The organism is Streptococcus mitis (assembly GCF_003942995.1).
In the GTDB taxonomy this organism is placed as follows: domain Bacteria; phylum Bacillota; class Bacilli; order Lactobacillales; family Streptococcaceae; genus Streptococcus; species Streptococcus mitis_CV.
This window is the reverse complement of record NZ_RJOH01000001.1, coordinates 158,014-183,071: the sequence shown is the minus strand read 5'-3', so window position 1 is coordinate 183,071 and position 25,058 is coordinate 158,014. Positions and strand designations below refer to the sequence as shown.

The following is a 25,058-nucleotide window of genomic DNA, read 5'->3' as shown; positions in this document are numbered from 1 at the left end:
TTATTCATCCACCTTTCTTAACCAAGATTTAATGGACAAGAAAGACAAAACAAGTAAAGATAAACCTAGTACAATAATCGATAAGATAACTGGCTGTTGAAGCACCACTCCTTCTCTGTTTCCTTCCCAAATTAAACTGTTAGCGCTTGTAACTGGACTGATATTTGGACTCGTCCTTGCTAAAAAAAATGACACTAAAACATACATGACGCCGACCAAATTTCCAACTATCTCCTTGCCTCTTACTTTTATCATGAGCAAAGCAACTAAAGGAAATACACCCATGGGAATTAAGACACCACTACTCATACAAAGATAGAAGAATCTTAATAATAAAGACAAACTGACTGTTGAAGAAAAGCGAGATAGTAGTGCAAATAAGGAAACCGAAATATAGGTGAATAACATGATACAAAGAGCGTTGATTTCAATATACAAAATCTTAGCCCAGAATGTCTTCATCAGATTTGCTGAAGCGAGTTTCAAGTTGTTCATGATGCGATAGCGATATTCTACACCAAATGCCTGTATTGTATAGGAAACACAATACAAAGGGAGAATCAAAAAGTTTAAATAAGACAAAGAGAATTTATAGACAAAGGGAAAGGAGTCAAACAAGCCTCTCGCATCATTTACATAATAACAGATGAGAGCTAGGTAGAGGGAAACAACACCATATACGACAAAATTCAGTTTTTGATGCCTTTGTTTGAGAAATTCAATCTTCACTAAATCAAGCAATTCCCTCACCTCCTGTTATCCGCTTAAAGTAATCCTCTAAACTTTCATTGTTTTTATAAGAATATTCTTTTAGAACTATTCCGTTGTCTTTTAAGGAGTTAGATACGACTGCAATGTCAAAAGTAGGTGATTCTCCCTGAAGTTCAAGTTCTATATCCGAAAGAATACTAATCTGTTCTTGCAGATTTATCCTGCAAAGCACTTCCTTAGCTTGAGGAGCATCCGAAACAATTAGGTGGATTTTCCTTTTATCTGCACCATCTATTAATTCCTTCATAGTCTTTTCAGCCATAAGGTGGGCATCATGCAGTATCCCAACTCTATCTACAAGCTTTTCAAGTTCTGAAATAATGTGGCTGGATATTAAAATCGAAATGCCATGATTGGTACTGAGTTCCTTTAGATAACGGCGCATTTCAAGGATACCAATAGGATCTAAACCATTTGTTGGTTCATCTAATATCAGAATTTTCGGCTGGTGCATAATAGCGTTAGCAATTGCTAACCTTTGCTTCATTCCCAAAGAATACTGCTTGAATAGTTTTTTATTTTCCCCATCTAATCCTACTACTTGTAAAGCTTGCTCTACTTGTTTTAGCGAAACTCCTCTCAATCTCGCAAAAATAGAGAGATTTTCAGGTCCCGTTAAATTAGGATAAAAAGAAGCACTGTCCAATACCACACCGATTTGAGATAGCAAATCCTTAGAAAATTCACCTAACAGTTTTTCAGATAGAATATTCACTTCACCACTATCCATCGCTGTCAAACCTAAAATAGCTTTGATAAAGGTAGTCTTTCCAGCGCCATTTCTTCCTAGTAAGCCATAGATTTCTCCCTGTTTTAGCGTAAAGTCTATCTTATCTAAGACAATCTTCCCATCATAGGATTTTGATAAATTAGATGTCTGTATTACTGGATTTCTCATTTTATTCTCCTCCTAACATCTATACACCCACATCAAAAGACATAATAGAGTAGTTCCTGTATAACTAGTTATATGAGAAGGTAATAGGGTATAGCAAACTTACAGTCCCCCCTTTAAGTCCTTCAATCTGTGGCACGATTCATTATATAAATGTTACTTCACAAACATTCAATAAATAAATCCTCCAGTCCAAGATTAACTACACTAATTGTTGAAGCTTGTTGTATAACTCTCAAATCCAAAATATATTGTAATTGATTTACAGTTTTTAAAAGCAACCGCTTACAAAGAATCCTAAAAAAATATATTCTAAAAATGATTTTACGAAACTTTGCTAAAATACTCATATTAACCACATTTTCTTATCTTTACACTTGTAAGTGTACTACTTTGAATCTTCTTTGTCAATAAAAAGTATTCTTTTTTTCAGTTTATTTCCTATTTATTCTTTTGAGACTATTTCTATGCCAGGAAGTTGAAAAATAGAGATTAAAAGTATATAATTAATCATAAATTTATTTAAAGAAGGTTTAAAGATGAGCATATTATCTGACAAACTAAAAGCAAAGAGAAAAGAAAAAGGCTTCTCACAAAAAACACTTTCCGAAGGAATTTGTGAGCAAAGCCAAATCAGCAAAATAGAACGTGGCAACTATATGCCTGCTGCTGATTTACTCTATAAACTTGCAAATCGGCTTCAAGTTCCCTTAGAATATTTTTTCGATGAACAGATTGAAATGACTTCCAATATAACACCGTTTAAGAAATTAGCAGAAAAATTACTTGAAGATCGTAATTACGAGGATTTAGAATACCTCTTAAACTTAGAAAAAGAAAAGTCTCAGTATCTGTCTACTGAGGATGAATTTTATCTTCTATGGATTCAAGCGATTATCCTTTTCTACTTACATGGTTCCAAAGATGAAGCTATTGCCAGTCTAGAAAACACTTTGCCAAAACTTTCGTCTAGTTCATCTGTGTATCTTAAACTCCTCAATACTTTATCTAATTTTTATTTTTCTGTAGGGCGTGATGCAGAATACGAAGAAAATAACTCACTTCTTATCAGTTTGTATCAGGAAAAAGATTTAAACCATCAAGAGTATTTATTTGGTTATATTCGAGTTAAACATAATTTCGCTTATTATTTACACTCTAAAGGGAAAGAGTTAGAAGCTGTCCAAGAGGCCTTAGAAACCATTGACTTTTGTAAACAAAAAGAGACCAGCTATCAGCTGGCACCTCTTTTAACTATCGTTGCGAACGCCGGAAAAGATTTTTTAAAGCACGATGAAATTCTTGACTATTATTTACAGGCTCGTGATATCTGTAAAATATACGGGCACAAGCTCTTGATGGCTAAGATTGACCATTTTTTGAAAGATAAGGATAGGTGACTTCGATCGTAATAAGTTATAATTACCAATTAGCTAGAAACATAAAAGTGGAGAGGAACTAATGTAGTTTTCTCCACTTTTGTTAATATCCCCTCTTCCACTTGTATCCTGCCCAGCATGCTAAAGCCAGTAAAACTAAATTAAAGATGATAAAGAAAGTCGTAAAACCAAATAATCCATTCTGGGATAAATCTTCTACATAAAGGTTGGATTCAGTAAAGAACAGATAAATTCCATAACCCTCCACGAAAATAAGAAAACTGACAAAACCAATCATAAGTCTGAGAAAAAAGTCTTTAAAATCAAAAAACGCATAATATCAGTGTTGAAAACCTGATACTATGCGTTTTATTGTGGAAAGATTTACTTCATTTTCTCCTGAAATTGAGTTTTTGCCCAATTTCTCTTTTATGGTATAATATTGTTCGGCACTTCTACACCGCCTGCGAGAGGAGGTGAATTAGCCCATGATGGATACAATACTTAAAACTATCATCGGACCAATTGTGGTCGGTGTCGTTCTTCGCTTAGTCGATAAATGGCTAAACAAGAACAAATAGTGTCAAAAAGACCCCAAGCTTATTTGGACGTGAGCTTGGGGTCTTTTCTAGCCTATGATATAGACACAATACTTAATTCCCTTTTATTATCCCACAGTTGACAAAATTTGTCAAAACTTTACATTCTCAGCTTCTCAAGCTTTAACCGCTTTACAACAAGACTTTCAAGTTTAAGAGAAAGTTAGGGATTCTATCAATTTCATAGAAATTTTGATTTAGTAAACGAAGAGACAATCTTACATGTCACTCCTCATTTAATACGCCACTACTGGACAAGCAAAATCATTATTACAGCAGTTCCAGTCCTTCAATTAATAGTTACTTACAATCAAATTGAGTTTGAAGTAGCTGAAGCAACAACAGACCTATTTCTTAGTCATATTTTCTAAAAAAGTCTCCGCCAATTCCCCGACCAAAATCCGAAAAATACCGGAAAACATCGGAAAATTATTTTTAGAATAGTCCCCAAAAGCCTGAAATAGAGCCAAAAAACTCCACCTGATTGGGTGGAGTTAAGGGAGATTATTATGAAAAAGAAAAGTTTAGGATTTTATTAAATAAAGTTAGGAGGTCTTTATTTAATAACTATATGATACAAGACGAAGCTTAAAACTAGCTTAACTTTTCTCAAATTCTACCATTTTGCCAAAAATTTCTATCAGCATCTATCCACCCCACAAAAAAAGCCACCTGATTGGGTGACTTCATTAGGAGATTATGATGAAAAAAAGTTTTAGGATTTCATTAAATAAAGTTAGGAGGTCTTTATTTAATGGTTATATAATACTAGACCATCCTTAAACTTTGCTTAAGAAAAACAAGTTTTGTTATTTTTCTCTATTCACCCAAGTCATCCCTATACAATTATAGGTGGATAAGATTTCAAAGCCCATAGAACGATAGAATCTCAAGGTTCTTTCTGTCTGTTCTGTCACCAGCTGGACTTGATAGACATCTTTGTAAGCCTCTAAAGCCTCTTTCATTAGGGCACTACCAATCCCTTGACGCTGATAGATAGGTAAAACGATTAAATCTTGAACCAATACTGATGAGAATCCATCTCCAACCAAACGAATCAAGCCCACCACAGTATCATCATCAAGCGCCACATAAATCGCTAATGAATGAGATAAGGCCTGCTCCAGCATCTCTGGTTGATGGGTATAATTTGTCCAACCGACAGCCTGATAGAGATGCAAAACATCCTCTAACTTGACAATTTCTTGCTTTTTAATAGTGATCATGTCAACACCTATTAAAGCTCTCTTAAGCTCTTGTACTGTCGTCCATTTTTATCAAAATTTTCAGGAGCCAACCATGCTTCCAATCGAGCTTTGACTTTGGGCCAGTCCTTATCAATCATAGACAACCAATCCGTATCACGAGTACGCCCCTTATATACGACTGCCTGGCGGAAGGTCCCTTCATAGACAAATCCCAAACGCTCCGCAGCTCGTCTGGATGGCAGATTAAGAGAATCACATTTCCATTCGTAGCGACGATAGTTAAGCTCCTCAAAAACATAGCGCGCCAAGAGATAGTGAGCTTCTGTCCCTATTCGTGTTCCCCTGAGCTCTGGAGAAAAAGTGACCGCTCCCACTTCTATCACTCGGTTATTTTGGTCAATGCGCATGAGAGAAAAAGTTCCCAAAGCCTTACCAGTTGCCTTGTCTATGATTGCATAGTAAAAACGGTCCTTACGAGCCAACATCTGATTTAAAAGGCTAACCAACTCCTCCATATCTGCTACTGGCTCCTGAAAAAGGTAGGTCCACATCTCCCGAGGAGTATCCAGGCCATAAACAGCTAGCAAATCCTCCGCATGTTTTTCTACCGAGAGAGCCTCTATCCGAGCATAACGCCCTTCTAAGAAATCAATAGAAGGCAATTCACCTGGTGTATAACCTTCCATTGACTCCCCAACCATTTGACCATATTCGTTTACTGGCATCTTTCTTCTCCTTGTTTTACGCTGAAAATACTATATCACAAATTGTTCTCTTTGGAAACTGGCACTGTCTTCAAACTTCATCCTCAACACTATATTAGTGACCCGTTTTCTGTCTTTTATCCTCTAAGGCTTGATTAATTCGTTGGGTGAGTTTGTGATTTTTCCAGATTTGATACAACCATATCAATCCATAAATTAACAAGAAAAAGAACCAAAGCAAGGGACTCCACAAGGCTGAACCCCAGCCCAAAAATAGAGAGGTCAATACTAAAATAGTAGCTGTCACTAATAAATGAACTCCTACACGTATACTAAAAGCAAGAAACTCTAGCTTTTCAAGTATTAAAGTCAATACCCCCATAATTCCACCCATTAAAAACAGAGCTAGAATATTTTTTATCATTGGTTCAGGATAGGTAATACCTGGATAACACTGAGCTAATAACATCATACTCAAATAAAAGAAGGAAGCCGTACGCATTCCCGATACAAAATAATCAATTAATCGTTTCATGATTTTCTCCTATAAACCTAGATAATTCATTAAGGACTTAACGTATTTCCGACTCACACTAGATTTGATGCCCCGAGTCATTTTAGCCATCATGTTCCCTGAAAAACTATCTGATAACGATTCTAAGTGGTCAATGTTTATAATTGAATGGCGTGATATCTGTATAAAGTTCCGTCGGTTAATCCTATTCTGAAAGTTTGTCAATGTTTCCTTAGTTTTATAAATCCCGTCTACCGTATAAATGGTCAACAAGTTCTTATCGATATCTGCTAAAATAAGATCCTCAATTTTCACCATAACCAGATGATCATCCGTTCGAATAGGAATGACCACCTGATTGGTTGTTGAAAATTGTTCTAAATACTCCATGACTTCCCTCGCTTGGTCGGTTAACTGAGCTGCCTGAATTACAATATGTGGGTCCTTTTCTGAAAACTCTGCCTTCATTTCAAAACGAATCTTCATTTTCTCTCCAATATACTTTTATTTTCTCTTGCTAAACACTTTAACAAATAAAATCCAAAGAAAAATAGCGACAAGACTGATAATAACCACTATAAAGTATGTCTCTTCCTTTGTCAATAGTTCTTGCCAGTTGATTTGGATTCCCATTTTTTCTTGAAATTCCTTTAACAATCTGCTATTTCCTGTAAATGCAGTTTCTAACCGCTCTTTCATTAAAATTTGTCGATAGAGAGAAGCAATATAAGTTGCAGGGGTACACTTCATGATAATTTGTGCAAAATCAGGTAATACTCCAATGGGGATATAAGTTCCTACCAAAAATCCAGAAGCAGTCCCCACTATAGTTGCCAGTTTGCCAAGACTATCTACAGATTGAAAACGGTAAATCAAAAGAATATTTACCACACTTGAAAGCAGACTGCTTAACAGCATAATCAAAGTAATTTCCGGTAAATAACTGATAACTGGACTTTCTCTAAAATAAAGGCTCATAACAGCAAACATAAACACCTGCATGACAAAAGAAATGATAATACTGCTGATTAGATAGGACACCTGTAAGCCCCAGCTACCTAAATCTGTCAAGAAAAGATCTTGATCTACTTGATTTTCACGATCCTGTACCATTTGTGTAAGAGCCGTAAAACTGGTTGTAATCCCAGTCACAGCCAAGGTCCCACCCATCAGCCAGTTATTTAAAAGCTTCGTATTATCAGGGAGTTGGGTCCAAGCATCCGTCAAGTTCTTCTGCAAAAAAATGATATAAAGCAGGAAGGAAATCAATGCCCCCAATAATGAGAAAAATACTCCTGAACGATTACGAAAATATAAGATAAAATTCCGTTTCAATAAAGCTAACATTAGCGAACCTCTCTTCCTGTAAGTGCAATAAAGGCATCATCCATAGTGCCCGGACGAAACTCAAAAGAATCAATTTCTTCTCGAACTTTTGCCAAATATTCAATGGCTTCCTGTGACGTCCTTGGATAAAAAAGATATTCCAACTCATTTTCTTCCTCTACTGTCATTCCAGTCTGTAACAACTTTTCTAAATCCTTCATTTCTTTAAAACGAATTTTTAGGATATTAGAAGCATACTGACTTTTAATAGCAGTCGCAGAACCTTGCGCAATCACTTTCCCATGATCAACAATATAGATCCGATCCGCTTCATCCGCTTCATCCAGATAATGAGTCGTTAAGATAATAGTCATCCCTTCATCCTTTTGTAGCCGATACAGTAGCTCCCAGATGGATTTGCGAGTCTGAATATCAAGACCTGTCGTTGGTTCATCCAAGAAAAGAATATCTGGTCGCGAAAGAAGAGCACGCGCAATATCAACCCGACGTTTTTGCCCACCTGATAAAGTCCCATATAGTTGTTTCTGGAAAGCAGTCAAGCCCAGTTGATGGATCAAATCATCCACACGACTTGCTGCAATCTCCTTATACTGTTGAGCACGAATCGTGAGATTTTCCCTAACCGTCAACATCTCATCCAGTACACTAGCTTGAAAAACAACTCCGATTTTCGTATTTGGCGCATAGCGAATCTGACCTTGTGTCGGCTTTTTCAAACCGATTAACATGGAAATGGTGGTTGATTTTCCTGCACCATTGGGTCCCAAAATAGCATTGAAACTTCCTTTTTCAAACTCTAACTGAATATCATCGACAGCCATATGAGTACCGTACCGTTTAGTCAAATGTTTAGCTTGTAAAATCATATTTCTTCCCTCCTTTTATCTCACTAGTTTAACAAAAATAATGACAGAAAAATCGACTTTTGAGATAAGTGGTTAAAATAAAAGGTTAAGTGGTGAGATAATTAGGGTTAAGTTAAAGTAGAGAAGGCTACAGCCATTTTTCTCCTACCGAATTGCTAAATGAAGCTTAAAAACACTTACAAAAACACATTATATTTTTAAATATGCGCTATAAAAGAGATGTTTTACCGCATCTGACCGAAAAATTCAAGAATCGGTAGTATTATTCTCGCCAAATCAAACAATAAAAAATTAACTAGAAATCATGACACACAATCCCTTCTATCAAAATGAAACTGCTGAATATGATATGATTGAATTTGAAGCAAGTAAGTATTGTCCTGAATTTGAAACTTCCATTAGCCAAATTTTTAACGACAAGTAAATCCATTAGGAAATAATCTATGAAAAGAATTTTCAATACAAGCAAAAAACAGCTCTTTTTATCCGAGAAGAGCTGTTCTATTTTATGAAAGAGAAAGTCACTAGTAACTCTTGTACTTCTCTCTACGTTTTTACTGTTTGTATTCAAATTTCTCTTGTTTTAGTGTTTGCTTTTGTAGACTGGACTACCAACCAGAACTGTGTTTTTATCTTAGTTGGGACTATTATAGTACGGTTCAGGACTATCTACAAATTCTTCAGATGTGTATCAAAAAAACTTATCGTAGCAAACCAAGAGTCTACACTTTCTTTCATTAATAAGCGCCAATCTTTTCGATAACGATGATTCGGTTGATAAGCAACCGTCAACATATGCCCTGTTTCATGGTATTTTTTAAACAAAATGGATTCCCCTTTATAATGTGAAATGATATCATCTATCGCGGATGATGCATTCCATATTTCATCAACATCGCTTCCTAGTAATAATAAAGGAGAGGAAATTTTACTCACATCAATCTGGGCCCTACTATCTTCAGGAATATGTTTTCCAAAAAACTTGTTTAACAAGTAATTTCCTAACTGAAATTTTTGATACGGAAGTTCTTTTTGCAAATATGTCCAAGAAGATGAATTAGAATTGAGTTTTCCCTTTATTCCCTCAAATATTACATTTGAGGGAGAATTGAGTACTAAACATTGCACATCATCCAAAATACTTTGTCCAGCCAGAACAAGCTCTGCTCCTTTAGAGCGACCATATATTCCTATTTTTGTATTATCAACTTGAGGATGATGATATAGAAAATCTTTCGCCTCTTCCAGACATTCTATCGGAATTCGTTCTAAATTTTGGGGTAATCCCTCTAAACCAAAATAAGCTATCGCAAGACAAATATAGCCTCTTGAAGATAAAAGTTGGGCAATATTTTGAGCTTTTTCAATTCTCCCCTCACTACCGCTAACAATAATCACGGCTGGCGCCCTTCTTAACTTTTCATCATAGAATAATCGACCTTGAAAATGCTTGTCATAGATATCTTGATATCTTACTCCTAGATTCATATAACGCCTTACGAAACTTTGCTCCGCGACCACATCTTTCCCCAGCTTGATTTTAATTTCAACACCAAAACAATCTCGTAATGGAATTCTATCAAGAGAACTCGGTAATCTCCTTTTCCTATTCTTCAACGGTTTCGCATTAAAGAATAATCCCATTTCTGAAACTCCTTTATAAGATCCCGAAATAGATGCTGTCTGAGAGGTATCAATCATACCGTCCTGATCAGATAAAAAAATTGCGGTTGATTTCCATATAACATCATGATCTAAAAGCACGGGAGCATTTATACAGTAATAATCAGACAGGTACATTTCTACACAATACATTGCCCTTGGTTCTAAACCATTAATAGCAATATAAAAAGATTCATCCGCTAGATCTGTTTGTGAAATCAGTTCTATGTTTACAGTCATATCTTCTCCTTTTTGTTAATTTACTTAACAATTGTATTTAAAATTTACCGCGACTTTTACCACGGTAATTCTCCCCACACCTTTTCAATATCATCCATCAATTTCACAACTGTTTGAAGTTCCACCTCGCTATAGTTGTTTAAAACTGAAAAGATTGATTTTTCAATATGTGCTTGTTGCTCCTTATGGATTTTAAAAACTTCGATGCCTTTTTCAGATAATCTCAAATATTTATTTTTCCCATTATTCGGATCAAAATCAAAAACAACTAAATTTTTTTGAATCAATCTCCTAACACTTTGAGTTATTGCACTTCTTGAAACTTCTAATAATTCAGATAATTTTACTAGATTTAAGGGCTGATTTTCCCCAATCACAACAATCAAATGTACCTCATTCAAAGTAATGGATTTGTCAACACCACTTTTATGTTGATTTTTTTTTAACTGGTCAAACGCTAAAATAAATCTATTGAAACGATTATTAAATGCAATAAATTCTTTTTTATCCATAATCTCTCTTTTCTTTGTTAATCATATTAACAAAACAGAAACTTCCTGTCAAATAAAAAATCCTCCAGATTCTACTCTGAAGGATTCTTATCTTATTTCACAACAATATTAACCAATTTATTCGGTACCGCAATTACTTTTACGATGTCCTTACCGTCAATTTCTGCTTTGACTTTTTCATCAGCTAGAGCAATCTCTTGCAATTCTTCTCGTGATAGGTCTTTAGCGACCATGAGTTTGGCACGGACTTTACCTTTGATTTGGACGACAATTTCGATTTCGTCTTCAACCAATTTGCTTTCGTCCCAAGTTGGCCAAGCCACATAAGAGATTGACTCACCTGTTGCTGCAACTGTTTGCCAGAGCTCTTCTGCCAAGTGAGGCGCAAATGGTGCAATCAATTGGATAAAGCCTTTGGCGTAGTCTGCATAAAGCTTGTCTTCCTTGTTAGCTGCATTGACAAAGACCATAAGTTGGGCAATGGCTGTGTTGAATTTGAGGGATTCGATTTGTTCTGTGACAGCTTTAACAGTTTCGTTGTAAACTTTGTCAAGAGCGCCATTGTTTTCCGCAGCTATTTCTTTACTTGTAATCAAGCGGTAAACACGGTCAAGGAACTTACGGCTTCCTTCCAGACCTTCTTCTGACCAAGCAATCGAAGCATCAAGTGGTCCCATAAACATTTCATAAACACGAAGGGTATCGGCACCGTATTGTTCCACCACATCGTCAGGGTTAACCACGTTCTTGAGCGATTTAGACATCTTAGCTGGCGCTTGCTCTAACTCTTCACCTGTTTCTACATGGAAGAAGGAACCGTCACGTTTTTCAACCTTGTCAGTCGCCACAAGAGCCCCACGGTGGTCACGGTAGCTGGTTCCCAAAATCATCCCTTGGTTAAAGAGTTTTTGGAATGGTTCCTTAGTTGGAACAACACCGAGGTCATAGAGGAATTTGTGCCAGAAACGAGCATAAAGCAAGTGAAGAACGGCATGCTCTGCACCACCCACGTAGATATCTACTGGCAACCATTGTTTGAGGAGCTCCTCATCGGCCAATTTCTCAGTATTGTGCGGGTCAATATAGCGGAGGTAGTACCAGCTTGAACCTGCCCATTGTGGCATTGTGTTGGTCTCGCGACGACCTTTGACACCATCTTCACGAGTCACTTCAAGCCAATCTGTCAAATTAGCTAGTGGACTTTCACCAGTACCTGAAGGACGGATATCCTTGGTTACTGGCAAGACAAGTGGCAATTCATTTTCAGGAACAGCTGTTGAAGTTCCGTCTTCCCAATGAATGATAGGAATTGGCTCACCCCAGTAACGTTGACGGCTAAAGAGCCAGTCGCGGAGACGGTAGGTCACCTTCTCTTGACCACAGCCTTTTTCTTCCAACCAAGCCACAATCTTAGCAATTGCGTCTTCTTTGTTGAGTCCATCTAGGAAGTCTGAATTAACGTGAAGGCCATCTTCTGTGTAGGCAGCTTCTGCTACATTTCCACCTTCAAGTACTTCTACGATTGGAAGGTCAAATTGTTTGGCAAATTCCCAGTCACGTTGATCGTGGGCAGGCACAGCCATAACGGCACCTGTTCCGTAACTAGCAAGAACATAGTCGGCAATCCAGATTGGAATTTCCTTACCATTGACAGGGTTGATGGCATAAGCACCAGTCCAAACACCAGTTTTTTCTTTGGCAAGGTCTGTACGAGCCAAGTCAGACTTGAGGCTAGCTTGGTGTTTATAGTCTGCTACTGCTTCTGCTTGCTCTGGACTTGTGATAGCGTCAACCAAATCATGTTCAGGAGCCAAAACAGTGAAAGTCGCACCGAAAAGGGTGTCCGGACGAGTGGTAAAGACTGTGAATTCCTTGTCTGTTCCCTTAACTTTAAAAGTTACATTAGCACCAGTTGATTTCCCAATCCAGTTGCGTTGCATGTCCTTGATAGACTCCGGCCAATCTAGTTCATCTAAATCATTGAGCAAGCGCTCTGCGTAAGCCGTGATTTTGAGCATCCATTGGCGCATTGGCTTGCGGACAACTGGATAGCCTCCACGCTCAGAAGTTCCGTCAGGAAGAACCTCTTCGTTGGCGATGGCTGTTCCCAATTCCTCAACCCAGTTTACTGGCACTTCCGCTTCATAGGCCAAGCCTTTTTCGTAAAGCTTAGTGAAAATCCATTGGGTCCACTTGTAGTAGTTTGGATCTGTTGTATTGACTTCACGATCCCAGTCATAAGAAAATCCAAGCGCATTGATTTGGCGTTTGAAGTTGGCAATGTTCTCAGCTGTAAATTCTGCTGGGTCATTACCTGTATCCATAGCGTATTGCTCTGCAGGCAAACCAAAAGCATCCCAACCCATTGGGTGAAGGACATTGTATCCTTGCGCACGTTTGAAACGGCTGAGGATATCCGTTGCGGTATAACCTTCTGGATGTCCTACGTGCAGACCCGCTCCAGACGGATAAGGAAACATATCAAGAGCATAAAACTTAGGTTTTGATGCATCTGTTCCTGTCTTAAATGTATGATGTTCTGCCCAGTAGCCCTGCCACTTAGGCTCAATTTCTTTATGATTGTAAAAACTCATGGTCTCTCTCCAATTTTGTGATGTTACTATTATACCATTTTTGAGGGAATTTGAAAGACGAGAAATGTTCTTTTGGGCTTGTATGCCAAGAAAGACTGAATCGCAAATCCAGCTTATTTAGCAGTATAAAAAATTAGCTAGCACTTGAAATTAACTTATATCGATTATTTGTCTCTTCCATCTTTTTCCCCCTAACGCCTTTGACTCATATTCCCCGTTTTAGATTTCTTTAAGGTTTTTATTATATCCTGTAGAACTCTACAATTTAAAAACATTAACAATCTAGGTAGAGAAAATGTTCGTAAAAAGGAGATTCTTATGAAAAAACTACTATTCTTTCTCTCTTGTGGATGGATATTTCTTACTTTATCAGGATGTTCTTCAACAACAGAAGCGGAAACTAGCACTGAAAAAGATTCAGATAGCACTTTGGTTGTCTACTCGCCTAACCCTGAAGACCTTATCGAAGAAACAGTCCCAGCCTTCGAAGAAAAATATGGTATTAAGGTTGACTTAGTACAAGCCAGCACGGGTGAATTGTTCAAAAAAGCTGAGGCCGAAAAAGAATCCCCAGTAGCCGATGTCATTTTCGGAGGCTCCTACACCCTCTTCTCTTCTAACGAAAATCTTTTTGAACCTTATATTTCCCAAGAAAATGACCAGATAATCCCTGAATATCAAAATAAAACAGGATTCTACACACCTTATACACTGGATGTCAGTGTTATCATTGCCAATTCAGCTCTTACAAAAGATATTAAAATTGAAGGCTACAATGATCTACTCAATCCTAAATTAAAAGGAAAAATCGCTACTGCTGATCCAAGTAACGCTTCAAGTGCCTTTGCTCAATTAACAAACATGCTTGTCGATCAAGGTGGATACGAAAATGAACAAGCTTGGACCTATGTGAAAAATCTATTTACCCTAGTAGATGGAAAAATTGCATCTAGCTCTTCGAATGTTTATAAAGCTGTCGCCGATGGAGAAATGGCTGTAGGACTCACCTATGAAGATCCTGCCTTAAAACTCTTAAATGATGGAGTTGATGTAAAAGTTATTTATCCAAAAGAAGGTACCGTCTTTTTACCTGGTAACGCGGCTATCGTCAAAAATGCCAAACACATGGAAAACGCTAAAAAATTTATCGATTTCCTCCTTTCTCAAGAAATCCAAGATAAGCTAGGAACTGAAACTACAATCAGACCTATTCGTAAAAATGCTAAAACCAATAAAAATATGAAGGCAATGACAGAAATCAAGATTGCCACCGAAGATTCAGATTATGTCATTAAAAACAAATCCACTATTCTTAAAAAGTACAATGACATTTTTACAGATATCCAATCTAAACAGTAAAAGGGGTTCACTATGAGTGAGATCAAAATTATTAACGCCAAAAAAATCTACCACGACGTCCCTGTTATTGAAAACTTGAATGTCACTATTCCCAAAGGAAGCCTCTTTACCATCCTTGGTCCTTCAGGGTGTGGGAAAACGACTCTTCTTCGCATGATTGCAGGCTTCAACAGTATCGAAGGCGGAGAATTGTACTTCGATGATACAAAAATCAATAATATGGAACCTAGCAAACGCAATATAGGGATGGTTTTTCAAAACTACGCTATTTTCCCACATTTGACTGTTCGAGATAATGTTGCTTTTGGTCTCAAGCAAAAGAAAGTCCCTAAAGAAGAATTGGTCCAACAGACCAATAAGTATCTTGAACTCATGCAAATTGCTCAATATGCGGATCGAAAGCCCGATAAACTTAGTGGTGGACAACAACAACGTGTCGCCTTGGCACGCGCCTTAGCTGTTAATCCAAGTGTTCTCCTCATGGACGAGCCGCTCAGTAACCTAGATGCCAAACTTCGCTTGGATATGCGTCAAGCCATTCGAGAAATCCAACACGAAGTGGGAATTACAACTGTTTATGTGACCCACGACCAAGAAGAAGCTATGGCTATTTCAGACCAAATTGCTGTTATGAAAGATGGGGTGATTCAACAAATCGGCCGACCAAAAGAACTCTATCATAAACCAGCTAATGAGTTTGTAGCAACCTTTATCGGACGCACAAATATTATCCCTGCCAATCTCGAAAAACGGAGCGACGGCGCTTATATCGTCTTTTCAGATGGCTATGCTCTTCGAATGCCAGCTCTTGATCAGGCTGAGGAGCAAGCCATTCATGTAAGCATTCGTCCTGAAGAATTTATCAAAGATGAATCTGGAGATATTGAAGGAACTATTAGCGATAGCGTCTATCTTGGACTAAATACGGAGTATTTCATTGAAACAGGCTTTGCCTCAAAAATTCAGGTTAGCGAAGAATCAACTTTTGAAGAAGATCTACAAAAAGGCGATCGTATTCGTCTACGAATCAATACTCAAAAATTAAACGTCTTTTCTGCAGATGGTTCCCAAAACCTGATAAAAGGAGTCAACCATGGAACGTAAAAAACTAAATATTTGGACAGCCTCCTCTTTCTTCATCTTTCTTACCTATCTTGTCTTTCTCGTTTATCCTATCGTTACCGTGCTCAAGCAAGCACTCATACATGAAGGACAATTCTCACTAGCTAATTTTGTCACTTTCTTTAGTAAAGCTTACTACTCTGAGACACTTGTCAACAGTTTCAAGGTCTCCATTACCGCTACTGTCACTTCCTTAGTTGTAGGAACCCTATTAGCTTATCTTTTTTCCATGTATGACTTCAAGGGAAAGAAATTTCTACAAATATTGATTATCATTGCTTCTATGTCAGCTCCGTTCGTGGGAGCCTACTCCTGGATTCTCTTGCTGGGACGAAATGGGGCCATTACTAAATTCCTGACAAATGCTCTCCATCTTCCAGCTATTGATATTTATGGATTCAAAGGAATTGTACTTGTCTTTACACTGCAACTATTCCCACTGGTATTTCTATACGTTGCTGGGACAATGAAAAGTATTGACAATTCTCTACTTGAAGCTGCTGAAAGCATGGGTTCCTTCGGATTTAAGCGTATCGTAACGGTTGTTTTGCCTCTCCTAGTTCCAACCTTACTAGCAGCTGCCCTACTTGTATTTATGAGAGCATTCTCAGACTTTGGAACACCGATGTTAATTGGTGAAGGATATCGGACTTTCCCAGTCTTGATTTATACCCAATTTATTAGCGAGGTTGGAGGAAATTCTGCTTTTGCATCTGCTTTAGCAATTATGGCGATTATCATTGCCTTGGCAATTTTCCTTATCCAAAAATACATTTCAAATCGCTACAGTTTCAGCATGAATTCGCTCCATCCAATTGAGCCTAAAAAAACTACAAAAGGAAAAATGGCTGCCATTTATGCGACAGTCTACGGAATTATCTTGTTCTCTGTTCTACCTCAAGTCTACTTGATTTATACTTCTTTCCTAAAAACATCAGGTATGGTATTTGTCAAAGGCTATTCTCTAAACAGTTACAAGGTAGCTTTCAATCGTATGGGATCTGCTATTTTCAATACTATTCGTATCCCTTTGATTGCCTTAGTTCTAGTTGTCCTATTCGCAACATTTATCTCCTACCTAGCCGTTAGAAAACGTAATTTGTTTACAAACTTAATTGACAGCCTCAGTATGGTCCCTTATATTGTACCAGGAACCGTTCTAGGGATTGCCTTCATTTCTTCTTTCAATACCGGTCTATTTGGAAGTGGATTTCTTATGATTACAGGGACTGCTTTCATCTTAATTATGTCTCTATCTGTCAGAAGATTACCGTATACTATTCGCTCATCTGTTGCTAGCTTGCAACAAATAGCACCAAGTATTGAAGAAGCCGCTGAAAGTTTAGGAAGTAGCCGTCTCAATACCTTTGCCAAGATTACAACTCCAATGATGCTATCTGGTATTATTTCTGGAGCTATCCTATCTTGGGTCACAATGATTTCAGAGCTATCTACTTCTATCCTCCTCTACAATGTCAAAACAAGAACAATGACTGTAGCCATTTATACAGAGGTTCTCAGAGGAAATTACGGTGTAGCCGCAGCCTTGTCAACGATCTTGACTGTTCTAACAATAGGTTCCTTGCTCTTGTTCATGAAAATCTCTAAAAGCAATAGCATTACACTTTAGTTTTCCCCATCAAAAACAGCCGAAAGGATTACCCTCGGCTGTTTTTTCTTATCTTGATATTCCTATCAAATCCCTAGTTCATAGCAAGCAAGTCTAGACTAATTAAATAGAGGCTTCCTCCATTTTCTCCCGTCCTAGTTCTCGGTAACTACGGTCACCAACAGCCTCAACGCTAAACTGCCCGTCCTCATATTCAAGGACCGTCACGCTACCATTATCGAGACCATGCGGATGCATACCATTAATCAGATAAACAATGGTTCCAATGGTCATTCCGTGGCTGACGACAAGAGCGTTGCCTCCCCCCTGCTCTTCCATTTCTTTAGCAATCGTTTCAAAACCTTCCTTAATTCGGCCACTGAGTTTTTCCCAGCCCTCAGCCCAACCAGCTGTATCGACCTCTACCAAGCCCTCAGCCAGTTCAGCATAAGACAATTGATGAACATGGTCCACATTAAAGATACGAGGAATAATGCCCATGAAAAGATCGCCATCATAAGCTCCGTCAAAGCTACCAAAACACCATTCTCTGATACGCTTGTCCATGCGATAAGGGATTTTTCCCTGCAAGCCAAGTTCATCAAGGATAATTCCCATTGTCTGAATGGTGCGCCCTGAATCACTCGAATAAGCGCGCTCAAACTGCAAACCAGATTCTCTCAAACCGATTCCTAATTCTTGAATCCCTCTCTCACCTTCAGCTGTTAAGGGAGTATCGCTCCAACCTTGCGCTCGACCAATTGTGTTAAACATGGTCTTGCCATGGCGTACCAAATACAATCGCACTTTTACCATTTTCCGTCCTCCGTTTGCTTCTATTATATCATGGATGATAAAACAAAAGCCACCCATACAGGCGACTTTTGCAGGAGATTATTATGAAAAAGTTTAGGAGTTCTATTAAATAAAGATATTAGATGAAAATCAAATTCAAACTAAATCAGAGTTATCTGTTTCAAATAATATTAGGAGGTCTTTATTTAATGATTATAGTATACACATCCAACCTTAAATAGAACTTAAAATTTCTCCTATTTTCTTAATTTTTAAAACTATGAATTGGTGCTGGGATTTGTCCTCCACGAGAGATGAAATCGACAGACGAAGCCCCATTGACTTTCATAACTGGAGCTGTACCAAGAAGACCACCAAATTCAATCATATCTCCCTCTTTTCCTTTAGGAATGATACGAACAGCCGTTGTTTTCATGTTAATGACACCAATTGCAGCCTCATCCGCAATCATGGCTGCAATGGTTTCAGAAGATGTATCTTCTGGGATGGCAATCATATCCAAACCAACAGAACAGATAGCCGTCATGGCTTCTAGTTTTTCCAAATTAAGAGAACCATTTTGCACTGCAGCAATCATTCCCTCATCCTCAGAAACGGGGATAAAGGCACCAGACAAACCACCGACTTGGTTGCAGGCCATCACTCCACCCTTCTTAACTTGGTCATTCAAGAGAGCCAAGGCAGCAGTCGTTCCATGCGTACCAACTGTCTCTAGCCCCATTTCCTCAAGAACACGTGCAACAGAATCTCCAACCGCAGGAGTTGGCGCCAAACTCAAGTCCACAATACCAAACTCCACACCCAGTCTCTCACTGGCCATTTGACCAACTAATTGACCGATACGAGTGATTTTAAAGGCAGTTTTCTTAACTGTTTCGGCTACTACGTCAAAGCTCTGTCCACGAACTTTTTCCAAGGCACGTTTCACTACACCAGGACCGGAAACTCCGACATTGATGATAACATCTGCCTCCCCAACACCATGGAAGGCACCCGCCATAAATGGATTGTCCTCAACAGCATTAGCGAATACAACCAACTTAGCTGCCCCCATATCAGATAGAGTTGCCGTTTCCTTGATAACTCGTCCCATATCTGCGACAGCCGTCATATTGATACCAGACTTGGTTGAGCCGATATTGACTGACGAGCAGACCTTGTCCGTTTCAGCCAAAGCGCGAGGAATAGAATTGATGAGAATCTCATCTCCCTTTTGATAACCCTTTTGTACCAAGGCAGAGTAGCCACCGATAAAGTCCACACCGATTTCTTTCGCAGCCTTATCAAGCGCTTTTGCCAGAACCACGTAGTCCGTCGCATCTGTCGCTGCTCCAATCAGAGAAATAGGTGTCACCGATACACGCTTATTAACGATAGGAATTCCCAACTCAGCTGCAATTTCATCGCCAACAGCCACTAAATTAGCCGCCTTGGTCGTAATTTTTTGATAAATTTTCTCCGCAGCACGATTGATATCTGGATCGATACAGTCCAACAGGGAAATTCCCATGGTAATGGTTCTGATATCGAAGTTTTGCTCCTCAATCATGGCAATGGTTTCAGTAACTTGTCTAATATCCATGATAACCTCCTAGATATTATACATAGCTTCAAAAATCGCTGCACTCTGAATATTGATTTTCACATTCAAAGTTTGCCCAAAAGCTTCAAATTCATTACGAAGATAGGTAAAATCTTGCTTTTTATCACTAGAGACGACAGCCATCATCGTGAAATATTCATCCAAGACAGTTTGAGAGATATCATCAATATTTAAACCCAATTCTGCAATTTTACCAGAAACACCTGCAACAATTCCAGATTTATCTTTACCAACAACAGTTATAATCGCTTTCATAAGCAAACTCCAATTCTTCTTTTAATAGGAAACCTGAACATTAAACAGGATTCTTTTCAAATAGTATAGCATAATTCTAACTAAAATACTCAAAAACGCCTGCTTACGAAGTTGTTCTTAAGCAAAAAACAATTTCGTAAACAAGCGTCTACTATCCCAACTTATGATGAGTGTTCCCGCTAGGACCGAAATCCTAGCGGTAGACCAGAGCTAGACTAAGAGCACAAGACTCCATCATCATAACACTCAACAAAATTGATGATTTTATACTAATTCGATGATCGCCATTGGCGCTGCATCACCACGACGTGGTTCAGTTTTAAGGATACGAGTGTATCCACCGTTACGTTCAGCATAACGTGGTGCGATTTCTGAGAACAATTTTTGAAGTGCTGTAGTAGAAGTGTACTTATCAGTTACTTCATCATAGTTTTCAGATGCGATTTCATTACGTACGAAAGCAGCTGCTTGACGACGTGCATGCAAATCACCACGTTTACCTAGAGTAATCATTTTTTCAACAGTTTTACGGATTTCTTTAGCACGAGCTTCAGTTGTCACGATTGATTCGTTGATCAAAAGGTCAGTTGTCAAATCGCGAAGCATTGCTTTACGTTGTGAGCTAGTGCGTCCTAGTTTACGGTAAGCCATGTATTCCTCCTTTATTTATCTTTTAATCCAAGACCCAAATCAATGAGTTTGAGTTTCACTTCTTCCAAACTCTTGCGTCCAAGATTTCGTACTTTCATCATCTCTGCTTCAGATTTTTCTGTCAAATCATGCACAGTATTGATACCGGCACGTTTCAAACAGTTGTATGAACGCACAGACAAGTCCAGTTCCTCAATCGTACGATCCAAAATACGGTCGTCAGATTCAGTGTCAGCTTCTTTCATCACTTCAGTTGACTTAGCAATCTCAGTAAGATTTGTAAACAAATCAAGATGTTCTGTCAAAATACGTGCTGAAAGCCCTAAAGCATCTTCTGGAATAATTGTTCCATTTGTCAAGATTTCAAGGGTTAATTTGTCAAATCCATCATTGCTACCTACACGAGCAGGTTCCACTTGATAGTTGACTTTTGTAACTGGTGTATAAATAGAATCTACAGCAAGTGTTCCAACTGGTGCATTATCTTTTTTATTTTCATCAGCAGGTACATATCCACGACCACTGTTAACAGTCATAGTCGCTTTTAGCGAAGAACCTTCACCGATTGTAAAGAGATAATGATCTGGATTTACAATTTCAATATCGCTATCTGTCAAAATGTCACCGGCTGTTACTTCAGCAGGACCTTCAACATCCAGTTCGATGATTTTTTCGTCTTCAACGTACGATTTCACTGCAATTCCTTTAATGTTCAGAATGATTTGCATCACGTCTTCACGAACACCTGGAACTGTGTCAAACTCATGTAACACACCATCAATATTGATAGATGTCACAGCTGCTCCTGGTAGAGAAGCTAGAAGTACACGACGAAGAGAGTTACCAAGAGTTGTACCGTAGCCACGTTCAAGTGGTTCGATTACAAACTTGCCATAATCTTTATTTTCATCAATTTTTGTTATATTTGGTTTTTCAAACTCGATCATTTAGTTACTCCCTCTTAAACGAAAAGCAGTGTAATGCGATGATTATACACGGCGACGTTTTGGAGGACGAGCACCATTGTGTGGCACTGGAGTCACATCACGAATTGCTGTTACTTCAAGACCAGCGGCAGCAAGCGCACGAATAGCTGACTCACGACCAGAACCTGGACCTTTTACAGTAACTTCAACTGATTTAAGACCGTGTTCTTGTGCAGATTTAGCAGCAGCTTCAGAAGCCATTTGAGCAGCGAATGGTGTAGATTTACGAGAACCTTTGAAACCAAGAGCACCAGCTGATGACCAAGCAATTGCATTACCATGCACATCAGTAATCATAACAATAGTGTTATTAAATGTAGCGTGAATATGAGCAATACCAGATTCGATATTCTTTTTCACACGACGTTTACGTGTTGGTTTAGCCAAGACTTTTACCTCCTATATTATTTTTTCTTACCAGCAATCGCAACAGCTTTACCTTTACGAGTGCGAGCGTTGTTTTTAGTGTTTTGTCCACGGACAGGAAGTCCACGACGGTGACGGATACCACGGTATGAACCGATTTCCATCAAACGTTTGATGTTCAAGTTTACTTCACGACGAAGGTCACCTTCAACTTTGATTGCATCCACTTCACGACGGATAGCATCTTCTTGATCTGATGTAAGATCACGTACACGAACATCTTCTGAGATTCCAGCAGCAGCCAAAATTTTCTTAGATGTTGCAAGTCCGATACCATAAACATAAGTCAATGAGATCACTACGCGTTTGTCATTTGGAATGTCAACTCCAGCAATACGAGCCATGTTTTCTCCTTTCTATCTTATCCTTGACGTTGTTTGTGTTTTGGATTTGCTGGGCAAATTACCATAACACGACCATTACGACGAATAACTTTACAGTATTCGCAAATTGGTTTGACCGATGGTCTTACTTTCATTTCTTATCCCTCCAAGTTTTTCGATTATTTAAAGCGGTAAGTGATACGTCCACGTGTCAAGTCATATGGACTCATTTCGACAGTAACACGATCTCCCGCTAAAATACGAATATAGTTTTTACGAATTTTACCAGAAACTGTTGCTAAAATCTGATGTCCATTTTCAAGTTCAACCGTAAACATTGCATTCGGCATTGTATCAACTACTTTGCCTTCAACTTCAATCACATCGTCTTTTGCCACGCAAAAGCACCTCCATAAATTTCGATTCGATGCCTCTAGACACAGAGACAACAATTATAAGTCAGACTATCTCAGTATAACATTTGTAGCGGATTTTTGCAAGTGTGAAAAACGCTTTATTTCAAATTTGTCAGTACTTTTTCGATATCTGAGAAGACATCATTGATATCTTGATTACCTTCGATGTCATGAACCAAACCTTTGGCACGGTAGTGAGCAATGATTGGTTCCCCTTGAGCAATATTCACATCCAAACGACGTTTCACTGTCTCAGGTTTGTCATCTTCACGTTGGTAGTAATCTTCTTCTTTATAGTCAACTGGTGGGTTAAAGACCTTGTGGAAAGTTTCTCCAGTTACGCGGTGGATGATACGACCACTCAAACGTTCCAAGAGGCTATCTGGATTTACTTCAATGTTGATGACCCCTTCTAGTTCAATGCCAAGTTCAGCCAATGTTTTGTCCAAAGCATGAGCTTGTTCAATTGTACGTGGGTAACCATCCAATAAGAATCCTATTTCTTTAATATCATCTTGTGAAAGACGTTCTTTTACGATCCCATTTGTAACTTCATCAGGAACTAATTCACCCTTGTCAATATATGACTTAGCAAGAACACCCATTTCAGTTTGATTTGCCATTGCAGCACGGAACATATCACCTGTTGAGATATGTGCAACATGGAATTGTTCTACAATTTTTGCTGCTTGAGTTCCCTTACCTGCACCAGGTAAGCCCATAATCAAAAGATTCATGATTTGATCTCCTTATTTTATTTTTAAATAGAAGCAAAAAGTCTTTTCACCCCTATTTAAAAACAAAATAGAAGAGGGGAGACCAAACTCTCACAAATGTTAGAGTTAAACCTCCACTCCCTCAGCATTTACTGACTCAGTAAATACTTTTATTCTGTTCTGTCCATGAAACCAACATACTTACGTTTCAATAGGTAACCTTCCAATTGTTTGATTCCTTCAATACCTGTAGAGATAATGATCAAAAGACTAGTTCCTCCAAAAGCAACTGCTTCTGAAAGTCCGAAAACATCTTTTGCTACGATCGGTAAAATCGAAATCACACCAAGGAAGAGAGAACCAACCGTTGCAAGACGACGAAGAAGTTTAGACATATATTCTTCTGTACCTTTACCAGGACGAACACCGTGGATATAGGCACCGCTCTTTTGTAGGTTCTCTGCCGCTTTTTCAGGATTAATCTGTACAAACGTATAGAAGAATGTAAAGAGAATAATCAATAAAGCATACATGGCAATACCAGTTGGTGAAGTTGTTGCCAGCATTTCTTGTGCTGTTCTTACCCAAGCCCAATCATGACCTGTAGCGCTCAAAAACTGAAGAATAGCCGCAGGCGCTGCAGTAATCGAACTGGCAAAGATAACAGGGATAACTCCAGCAGGGTTTACCTTCAAAGGTAGGTAAGAGCTAGATGGAGCACCTTGTGCAACCTTAGTATATTGGATTGGAATTTTGTATTCTGCTTGTTGAACATAAGTTGTAAAATAAATGATCAACAATACAGTAATAATCAAAATAATTACGAAAATGATAGATGAGTTGATACGGCTACTTGGGACGTTCACAAAGTAGTCCACATAGATGCCCTGAATCATCTCTGGAATTGATGCAACAATCCCGGCAAAGATAATCATAGAAACACCATTTCCGTATCCCTTATCTGTAATTTGCTCTCCCAACCAAGTCACAATCATACTACCAGCTGTTAAGATGATACCAATCATGATAAAGACTTGTGGAGTAAGAGCTGTTTTCAACAATTGAGCTCCAGCCAAAGTATTAAAACCAGCTGTAATCCCGATAGATTGCACAAAGGCTAGAACAAGAGCAATATAACGAGTAGCTTGATTTAATTTTCTTCGACCTACTTCCCCTTGTTTACCCCACTCTACAAACTTGGGTAAAATATCCATTTGCAAGAGTTGGACAACGATAGAAGCCGTAATGTAGGGACTAACACCAAGAGCAAAAACTGAGAAGTTTTTCATGGCATTCCCTGAGACCAAGCTCAACATGTTTAAGAAGGATAATCCACTTAAAGCATTCAAGCTATTGGCATTCACACCAGGAACTGTAATGCTAGTTCCGATACGAAAGACCAAAACGATAAAAATTGTAAATAAAATTTTTGATCGAACTTGCTTGACTTTAAGAGCTTCTCTTAATAATTTAAAAAACATAGGT

General features: G+C 38.4%; 27 protein-coding genes and 1 pseudogene. 5 read left to right on the top strand and 23 right to left on the bottom strand.

Going from position 1 to position 25,058, the window contains the following annotated elements:
* Together D8836_RS01050 and D8836_RS01045 are read right to left on the bottom strand one after the other, a co-directional pair.
* Positions 1-750, bottom strand: coding sequence for an ABC transporter permease (locus tag D8836_RS01050; protein ID WP_227325511.1), 750 nt, complete (start codon positions 748-750; stop codon positions 1-3).
* Positions 734-1,669 (bottom strand): ABC transporter ATP-binding protein, encoded by a 936-nt coding sequence (locus tag D8836_RS01045; RefSeq protein ID WP_125392883.1) that lies wholly within the window; start codon positions 1,667-1,669, stop codon positions 734-736. Before D8836_RS01045 ends, D8836_RS01050 begins: the two co-directional genes overlap by 17 nt.
* Positions 1,670-2,205: 536 nt before the next feature.
* Here D8836_RS01045 and D8836_RS01035 point away from each other — a divergent pair.
* On the top strand, positions 2,206-3,066 hold the full coding sequence (locus D8836_RS01035) for a helix-turn-helix domain-containing protein (RefSeq protein WP_094753249.1): 861 nt from the start codon (positions 2,206-2,208) through the stop codon (positions 3,064-3,066).
* 82 nt (positions 3,067-3,148) lie between these two features.
* Here the strand turns inward: D8836_RS01035 and D8836_RS11235 are convergent.
* A pseudogene (locus D8836_RS11235) lies at positions 3,149-3,343 on the bottom strand (DUF5966 family protein); the annotation flags it as partial.
* A gap of 190 nt (positions 3,344-3,533) precedes the next feature.
* Here D8836_RS11235 and D8836_RS01025 point away from each other — a divergent pair.
* Entirely contained in the window at positions 3,534-3,626 is a 93-nt protein-coding gene (locus D8836_RS01025; RefSeq protein WP_094753251.1) for a type I toxin-antitoxin system Fst family toxin, read from the top strand.
* An 827-nt stretch (positions 3,627-4,453) separates the two neighbouring features.
* Here the strand turns inward: D8836_RS01025 and D8836_RS01020 are convergent.
* From D8836_RS01020 to leuS, 9 genes are all read right to left on the bottom strand, one after another.
* On the bottom strand, positions 4,454-4,870 hold the full coding sequence (locus D8836_RS01020; RefSeq protein ID WP_049499492.1) for a GNAT family N-acetyltransferase: 417 nt from the start codon (positions 4,868-4,870) through the stop codon (positions 4,454-4,456).
* A gap of 11 nt (positions 4,871-4,881) precedes the next feature.
* A complete protein-coding gene (locus tag D8836_RS01015) occupies positions 4,882-5,577 on the bottom strand; it encodes a GNAT family N-acetyltransferase (protein ID WP_049499490.1) in 696 nt (231 codons plus the stop codon).
* A 94-nt stretch (positions 5,578-5,671) separates the two neighbouring features.
* Positions 5,672-6,091, bottom strand: coding sequence for a DUF3021 domain-containing protein (locus tag D8836_RS01010; RefSeq protein WP_020902698.1), 420 nt, complete (start codon positions 6,089-6,091; stop codon positions 5,672-5,674).
* 9 nt (positions 6,092-6,100) lie between these two features.
* Positions 6,101-6,556 (bottom strand): LytTR family DNA-binding domain-containing protein, encoded by a 456-nt coding sequence (locus D8836_RS01005; protein ID WP_000701930.1) that lies wholly within the window; start codon positions 6,554-6,556, stop codon positions 6,101-6,103.
* An 18-nt stretch (positions 6,557-6,574) separates the two neighbouring features.
* Positions 6,575-7,417, bottom strand: coding sequence for an ABC transporter permease (locus D8836_RS01000; protein WP_084947813.1), 843 nt, complete (start codon positions 7,415-7,417; stop codon positions 6,575-6,577).
* Positions 7,417-8,283, bottom strand: coding sequence for an ABC transporter ATP-binding protein (locus D8836_RS00995; RefSeq protein ID WP_125392880.1), 867 nt, complete (start codon positions 8,281-8,283; stop codon positions 7,417-7,419). The genes D8836_RS01000 and D8836_RS00995 overlap by 1 nt, the downstream gene beginning before the upstream one ends.
* Positions 8,284-8,952: 669 nt before the next feature.
* Positions 8,953-10,185: an acyl-CoA thioesterase/BAAT N-terminal domain-containing protein gene (locus D8836_RS00985; protein WP_049502633.1), complete on the bottom strand. Its 1,233-nt coding sequence runs from the start codon at positions 10,183-10,185 to the stop codon at positions 8,953-8,955.
* 56 nt (positions 10,186-10,241) lie between these two features.
* Positions 10,242-10,697, bottom strand: a complete 456-nt coding sequence (locus D8836_RS00980; RefSeq protein WP_049502632.1) for a MarR family winged helix-turn-helix transcriptional regulator — start codon at positions 10,695-10,697, stop codon at positions 10,242-10,244.
* Positions 10,698-10,789: 92 nt separating this feature from the next.
* Positions 10,790-13,291, bottom strand: a complete 2,502-nt coding sequence (gene leuS / locus D8836_RS00975; protein ID WP_045612354.1) for a leucine--tRNA ligase — start codon at positions 13,289-13,291, stop codon at positions 10,790-10,792.
* A gap of 318 nt (positions 13,292-13,609) precedes the next feature.
* Between leuS and D8836_RS00970 the strand changes: the two genes are divergently transcribed.
* Genes D8836_RS00970 through D8836_RS00960 form a run of 3 tightly spaced genes read left to right on the top strand, consistent with a single transcriptional unit; the run spans position 13,610 to position 17,402 of the window.
* Positions 13,610-14,650 (top strand): ABC transporter substrate-binding protein, encoded by a 1,041-nt coding sequence (locus D8836_RS00970; protein WP_125392879.1) that lies wholly within the window; start codon positions 13,610-13,612, stop codon positions 14,648-14,650.
* Between the two features lie 12 nt (positions 14,651-14,662).
* Positions 14,663-15,754, top strand: a complete 1,092-nt coding sequence (locus D8836_RS00965; protein ID WP_125392878.1) for an ABC transporter ATP-binding protein — start codon at positions 14,663-14,665, stop codon at positions 15,752-15,754.
* A complete protein-coding gene (locus tag D8836_RS00960) occupies positions 15,744-17,402 on the top strand; it encodes an ABC transporter permease (protein WP_125392877.1) in 1,659 nt (552 codons plus the stop codon). The genes D8836_RS00965 and D8836_RS00960 overlap by 11 nt, the downstream gene beginning before the upstream one ends.
* Before the next feature lie 102 nt (positions 17,403-17,504).
* On the opposite strand, the gene D8836_RS00955 is transcribed toward D8836_RS00960, so the two are convergent.
* The 11 genes from D8836_RS00955 to secY form a co-directional block, all read right to left on the bottom strand.
* The gene (locus D8836_RS00955) at positions 17,505-18,197 is read right to left on the bottom strand and encodes a histidine phosphatase family protein (RefSeq protein WP_125392876.1); all 693 of its coding nucleotides are present in this window, start codon (positions 18,195-18,197) and stop codon (positions 17,505-17,507) included.
* A gap of 244 nt (positions 18,198-18,441) precedes the next feature.
* The gene (locus D8836_RS00950; protein WP_125392875.1) at positions 18,442-19,779 is read right to left on the bottom strand and encodes a PFL family protein; all 1,338 of its coding nucleotides are present in this window, start codon (positions 19,777-19,779) and stop codon (positions 18,442-18,444) included.
* Positions 19,780-19,788: 9 nt separating this feature from the next.
* Positions 19,789-20,055 (bottom strand): ACT domain-containing protein, encoded by a 267-nt coding sequence (locus D8836_RS00945; RefSeq protein ID WP_000644130.1) that lies wholly within the window; start codon positions 20,053-20,055, stop codon positions 19,789-19,791.
* Positions 20,056-20,319: 264 nt separating this feature from the next.
* Positions 20,320-20,706, bottom strand: a complete 387-nt coding sequence (rplQ, locus tag D8836_RS00940) for a 50S ribosomal protein L17 (protein ID WP_061371300.1) — start codon at positions 20,704-20,706, stop codon at positions 20,320-20,322.
* 11 nt (positions 20,707-20,717) lie between these two features.
* A complete protein-coding gene (locus D8836_RS00935) occupies positions 20,718-21,653 on the bottom strand; it encodes a DNA-directed RNA polymerase subunit alpha (RefSeq protein ID WP_000568988.1) in 936 nt (311 codons plus the stop codon).
* A gap of 42 nt (positions 21,654-21,695) precedes the next feature.
* Positions 21,696-22,079, bottom strand: coding sequence for a 30S ribosomal protein S11 (gene rpsK / locus D8836_RS00930; RefSeq protein ID WP_001118385.1), 384 nt, complete (start codon positions 22,077-22,079; stop codon positions 21,696-21,698).
* A gap of 17 nt (positions 22,080-22,096) precedes the next feature.
* Entirely contained in the window at positions 22,097-22,462 is a 366-nt protein-coding gene (gene rpsM / locus D8836_RS00925) for a 30S ribosomal protein S13 (protein ID WP_000090781.1), read from the bottom strand.
* 17 nt (positions 22,463-22,479) lie between these two features.
* The gene (gene rpmJ, locus D8836_RS00920) at positions 22,480-22,596 is read right to left on the bottom strand and encodes a 50S ribosomal protein L36 (protein ID WP_001808836.1); all 117 of its coding nucleotides are present in this window, start codon (positions 22,594-22,596) and stop codon (positions 22,480-22,482) included.
* A 24-nt stretch (positions 22,597-22,620) separates the two neighbouring features.
* Positions 22,621-22,839, bottom strand: a complete 219-nt coding sequence (gene infA, locus D8836_RS00915) for a translation initiation factor IF-1 (protein WP_001029883.1) — start codon at positions 22,837-22,839, stop codon at positions 22,621-22,623.
* Between the two features lie 116 nt (positions 22,840-22,955).
* Positions 22,956-23,594 carry an adenylate kinase gene (locus D8836_RS00910; protein WP_125392874.1) on the bottom strand — a complete coding sequence of 213 codons (639 nt, stop codon included), beginning with the start codon at positions 23,592-23,594 and terminating at the stop codon, positions 22,956-22,958.
* 149 nt (positions 23,595-23,743) lie between these two features.
* On the bottom strand, positions 23,744-25,054 hold the full coding sequence (gene secY, locus D8836_RS00905; RefSeq protein WP_000465403.1) for a preprotein translocase subunit SecY: 1,311 nt from the start codon (positions 25,052-25,054) through the stop codon (positions 23,744-23,746).
* Positions 25,055-25,058 lie beyond the last annotated feature (4 nt).

Coding starts and splice junctions, on each gene's coding strand:
- D8836_RS00945 (WP_000644130.1), bottom strand. CDS start 20,055: ATGAAAGCGATTATAACTGTTGTTGGTAAAGATAAATCTGGAATTGTT.
- D8836_RS01010 (WP_020902698.1), bottom strand. CDS start 6,091: ATGAAACGATTAATTGATTATTTTGTATCGGGAATGCGTACGGCTTCC.
- D8836_RS01025 (WP_094753251.1), top strand. CDS start 3,534: ATGATGGATACAATACTTAAAACTATCATCGGACCAATTGTGGTCGGT.
- D8836_RS00960 (WP_125392877.1), top strand. CDS start 15,744: ATGGAACGTAAAAAACTAAATATTTGGACAGCCTCCTCTTTCTTCATC.
- D8836_RS00995 (WP_125392880.1), bottom strand. CDS start 8,283: ATGATTTTACAAGCTAAACATTTGACTAAACGGTACGGTACTCATATG.
- rplQ (WP_061371300.1), bottom strand. CDS start 20,706: ATGGCTTACCGTAAACTAGGACGCACTAGCTCACAACGTAAAGCAATG.
- D8836_RS00970 (WP_125392879.1), top strand. CDS start 13,610: ATGAAAAAACTACTATTCTTTCTCTCTTGTGGATGGATATTTCTTACT.
- D8836_RS00965 (WP_125392878.1), top strand. CDS start 14,663: ATGAGTGAGATCAAAATTATTAACGCCAAAAAAATCTACCACGACGTC.
- D8836_RS00985 (WP_049502633.1), bottom strand. CDS start 10,185: ATGACTGTAAACATAGAACTGATTTCACAAACAGATCTAGCGGATGAA.
- rpmJ (WP_001808836.1), bottom strand. CDS start 22,596: ATGAAAGTAAGACCATCGGTCAAACCAATTTGCGAATACTGTAAAGTT.
- secY (WP_000465403.1), bottom strand. CDS start 25,054: ATGTTTTTTAAATTATTAAGAGAAGCTCTTAAAGTCAAGCAAGTTCGA.
- D8836_RS01005 (WP_000701930.1), bottom strand. CDS start 6,556: ATGAAGATTCGTTTTGAAATGAAGGCAGAGTTTTCAGAAAAGGACCCA.
- leuS (WP_045612354.1), bottom strand. CDS start 13,291: ATGAGTTTTTACAATCATAAAGAAATTGAGCCTAAGTGGCAGGGCTAC.
- D8836_RS01015 (WP_049499490.1), bottom strand. CDS start 5,577: ATGCCAGTAAACGAATATGGTCAAATGGTTGGGGAGTCAATGGAAGGT.
- D8836_RS00980 (WP_049502632.1), bottom strand. CDS start 10,697: ATGGATAAAAAAGAATTTATTGCATTTAATAATCGTTTCAATAGATTT.
- D8836_RS01000 (WP_084947813.1), bottom strand. CDS start 7,417: ATGTTAGCTTTATTGAAACGGAATTTTATCTTATATTTTCGTAATCGT.
- D8836_RS00910 (WP_125392874.1), bottom strand. CDS start 23,594: ATGAATCTTTTGATTATGGGCTTACCTGGTGCAGGTAAGGGAACTCAA.
- D8836_RS00950 (WP_125392875.1), bottom strand. CDS start 19,779: ATGGATATTAGACAAGTTACTGAAACCATTGCCATGATTGAGGAGCAA.
- rpsM (WP_000090781.1), bottom strand. CDS start 22,462: ATGGCTCGTATTGCTGGAGTTGACATTCCAAATGACAAACGCGTAGTG.
- D8836_RS00935 (WP_000568988.1), bottom strand. CDS start 21,653: ATGATCGAGTTTGAAAAACCAAATATAACAAAAATTGATGAAAATAAA.
- D8836_RS01035 (WP_094753249.1), top strand. CDS start 2,206: ATGAGCATATTATCTGACAAACTAAAAGCAAAGAGAAAAGAAAAAGGC.
- D8836_RS00955 (WP_125392876.1), bottom strand. CDS start 18,197: ATGGTAAAAGTGCGATTGTATTTGGTACGCCATGGCAAGACCATGTTT.
- D8836_RS01045 (WP_125392883.1), bottom strand. CDS start 1,669: ATGAGAAATCCAGTAATACAGACATCTAATTTATCAAAATCCTATGAT.
- D8836_RS01020 (WP_049499492.1), bottom strand. CDS start 4,870: ATGATCACTATTAAAAAGCAAGAAATTGTCAAGTTAGAGGATGTTTTG.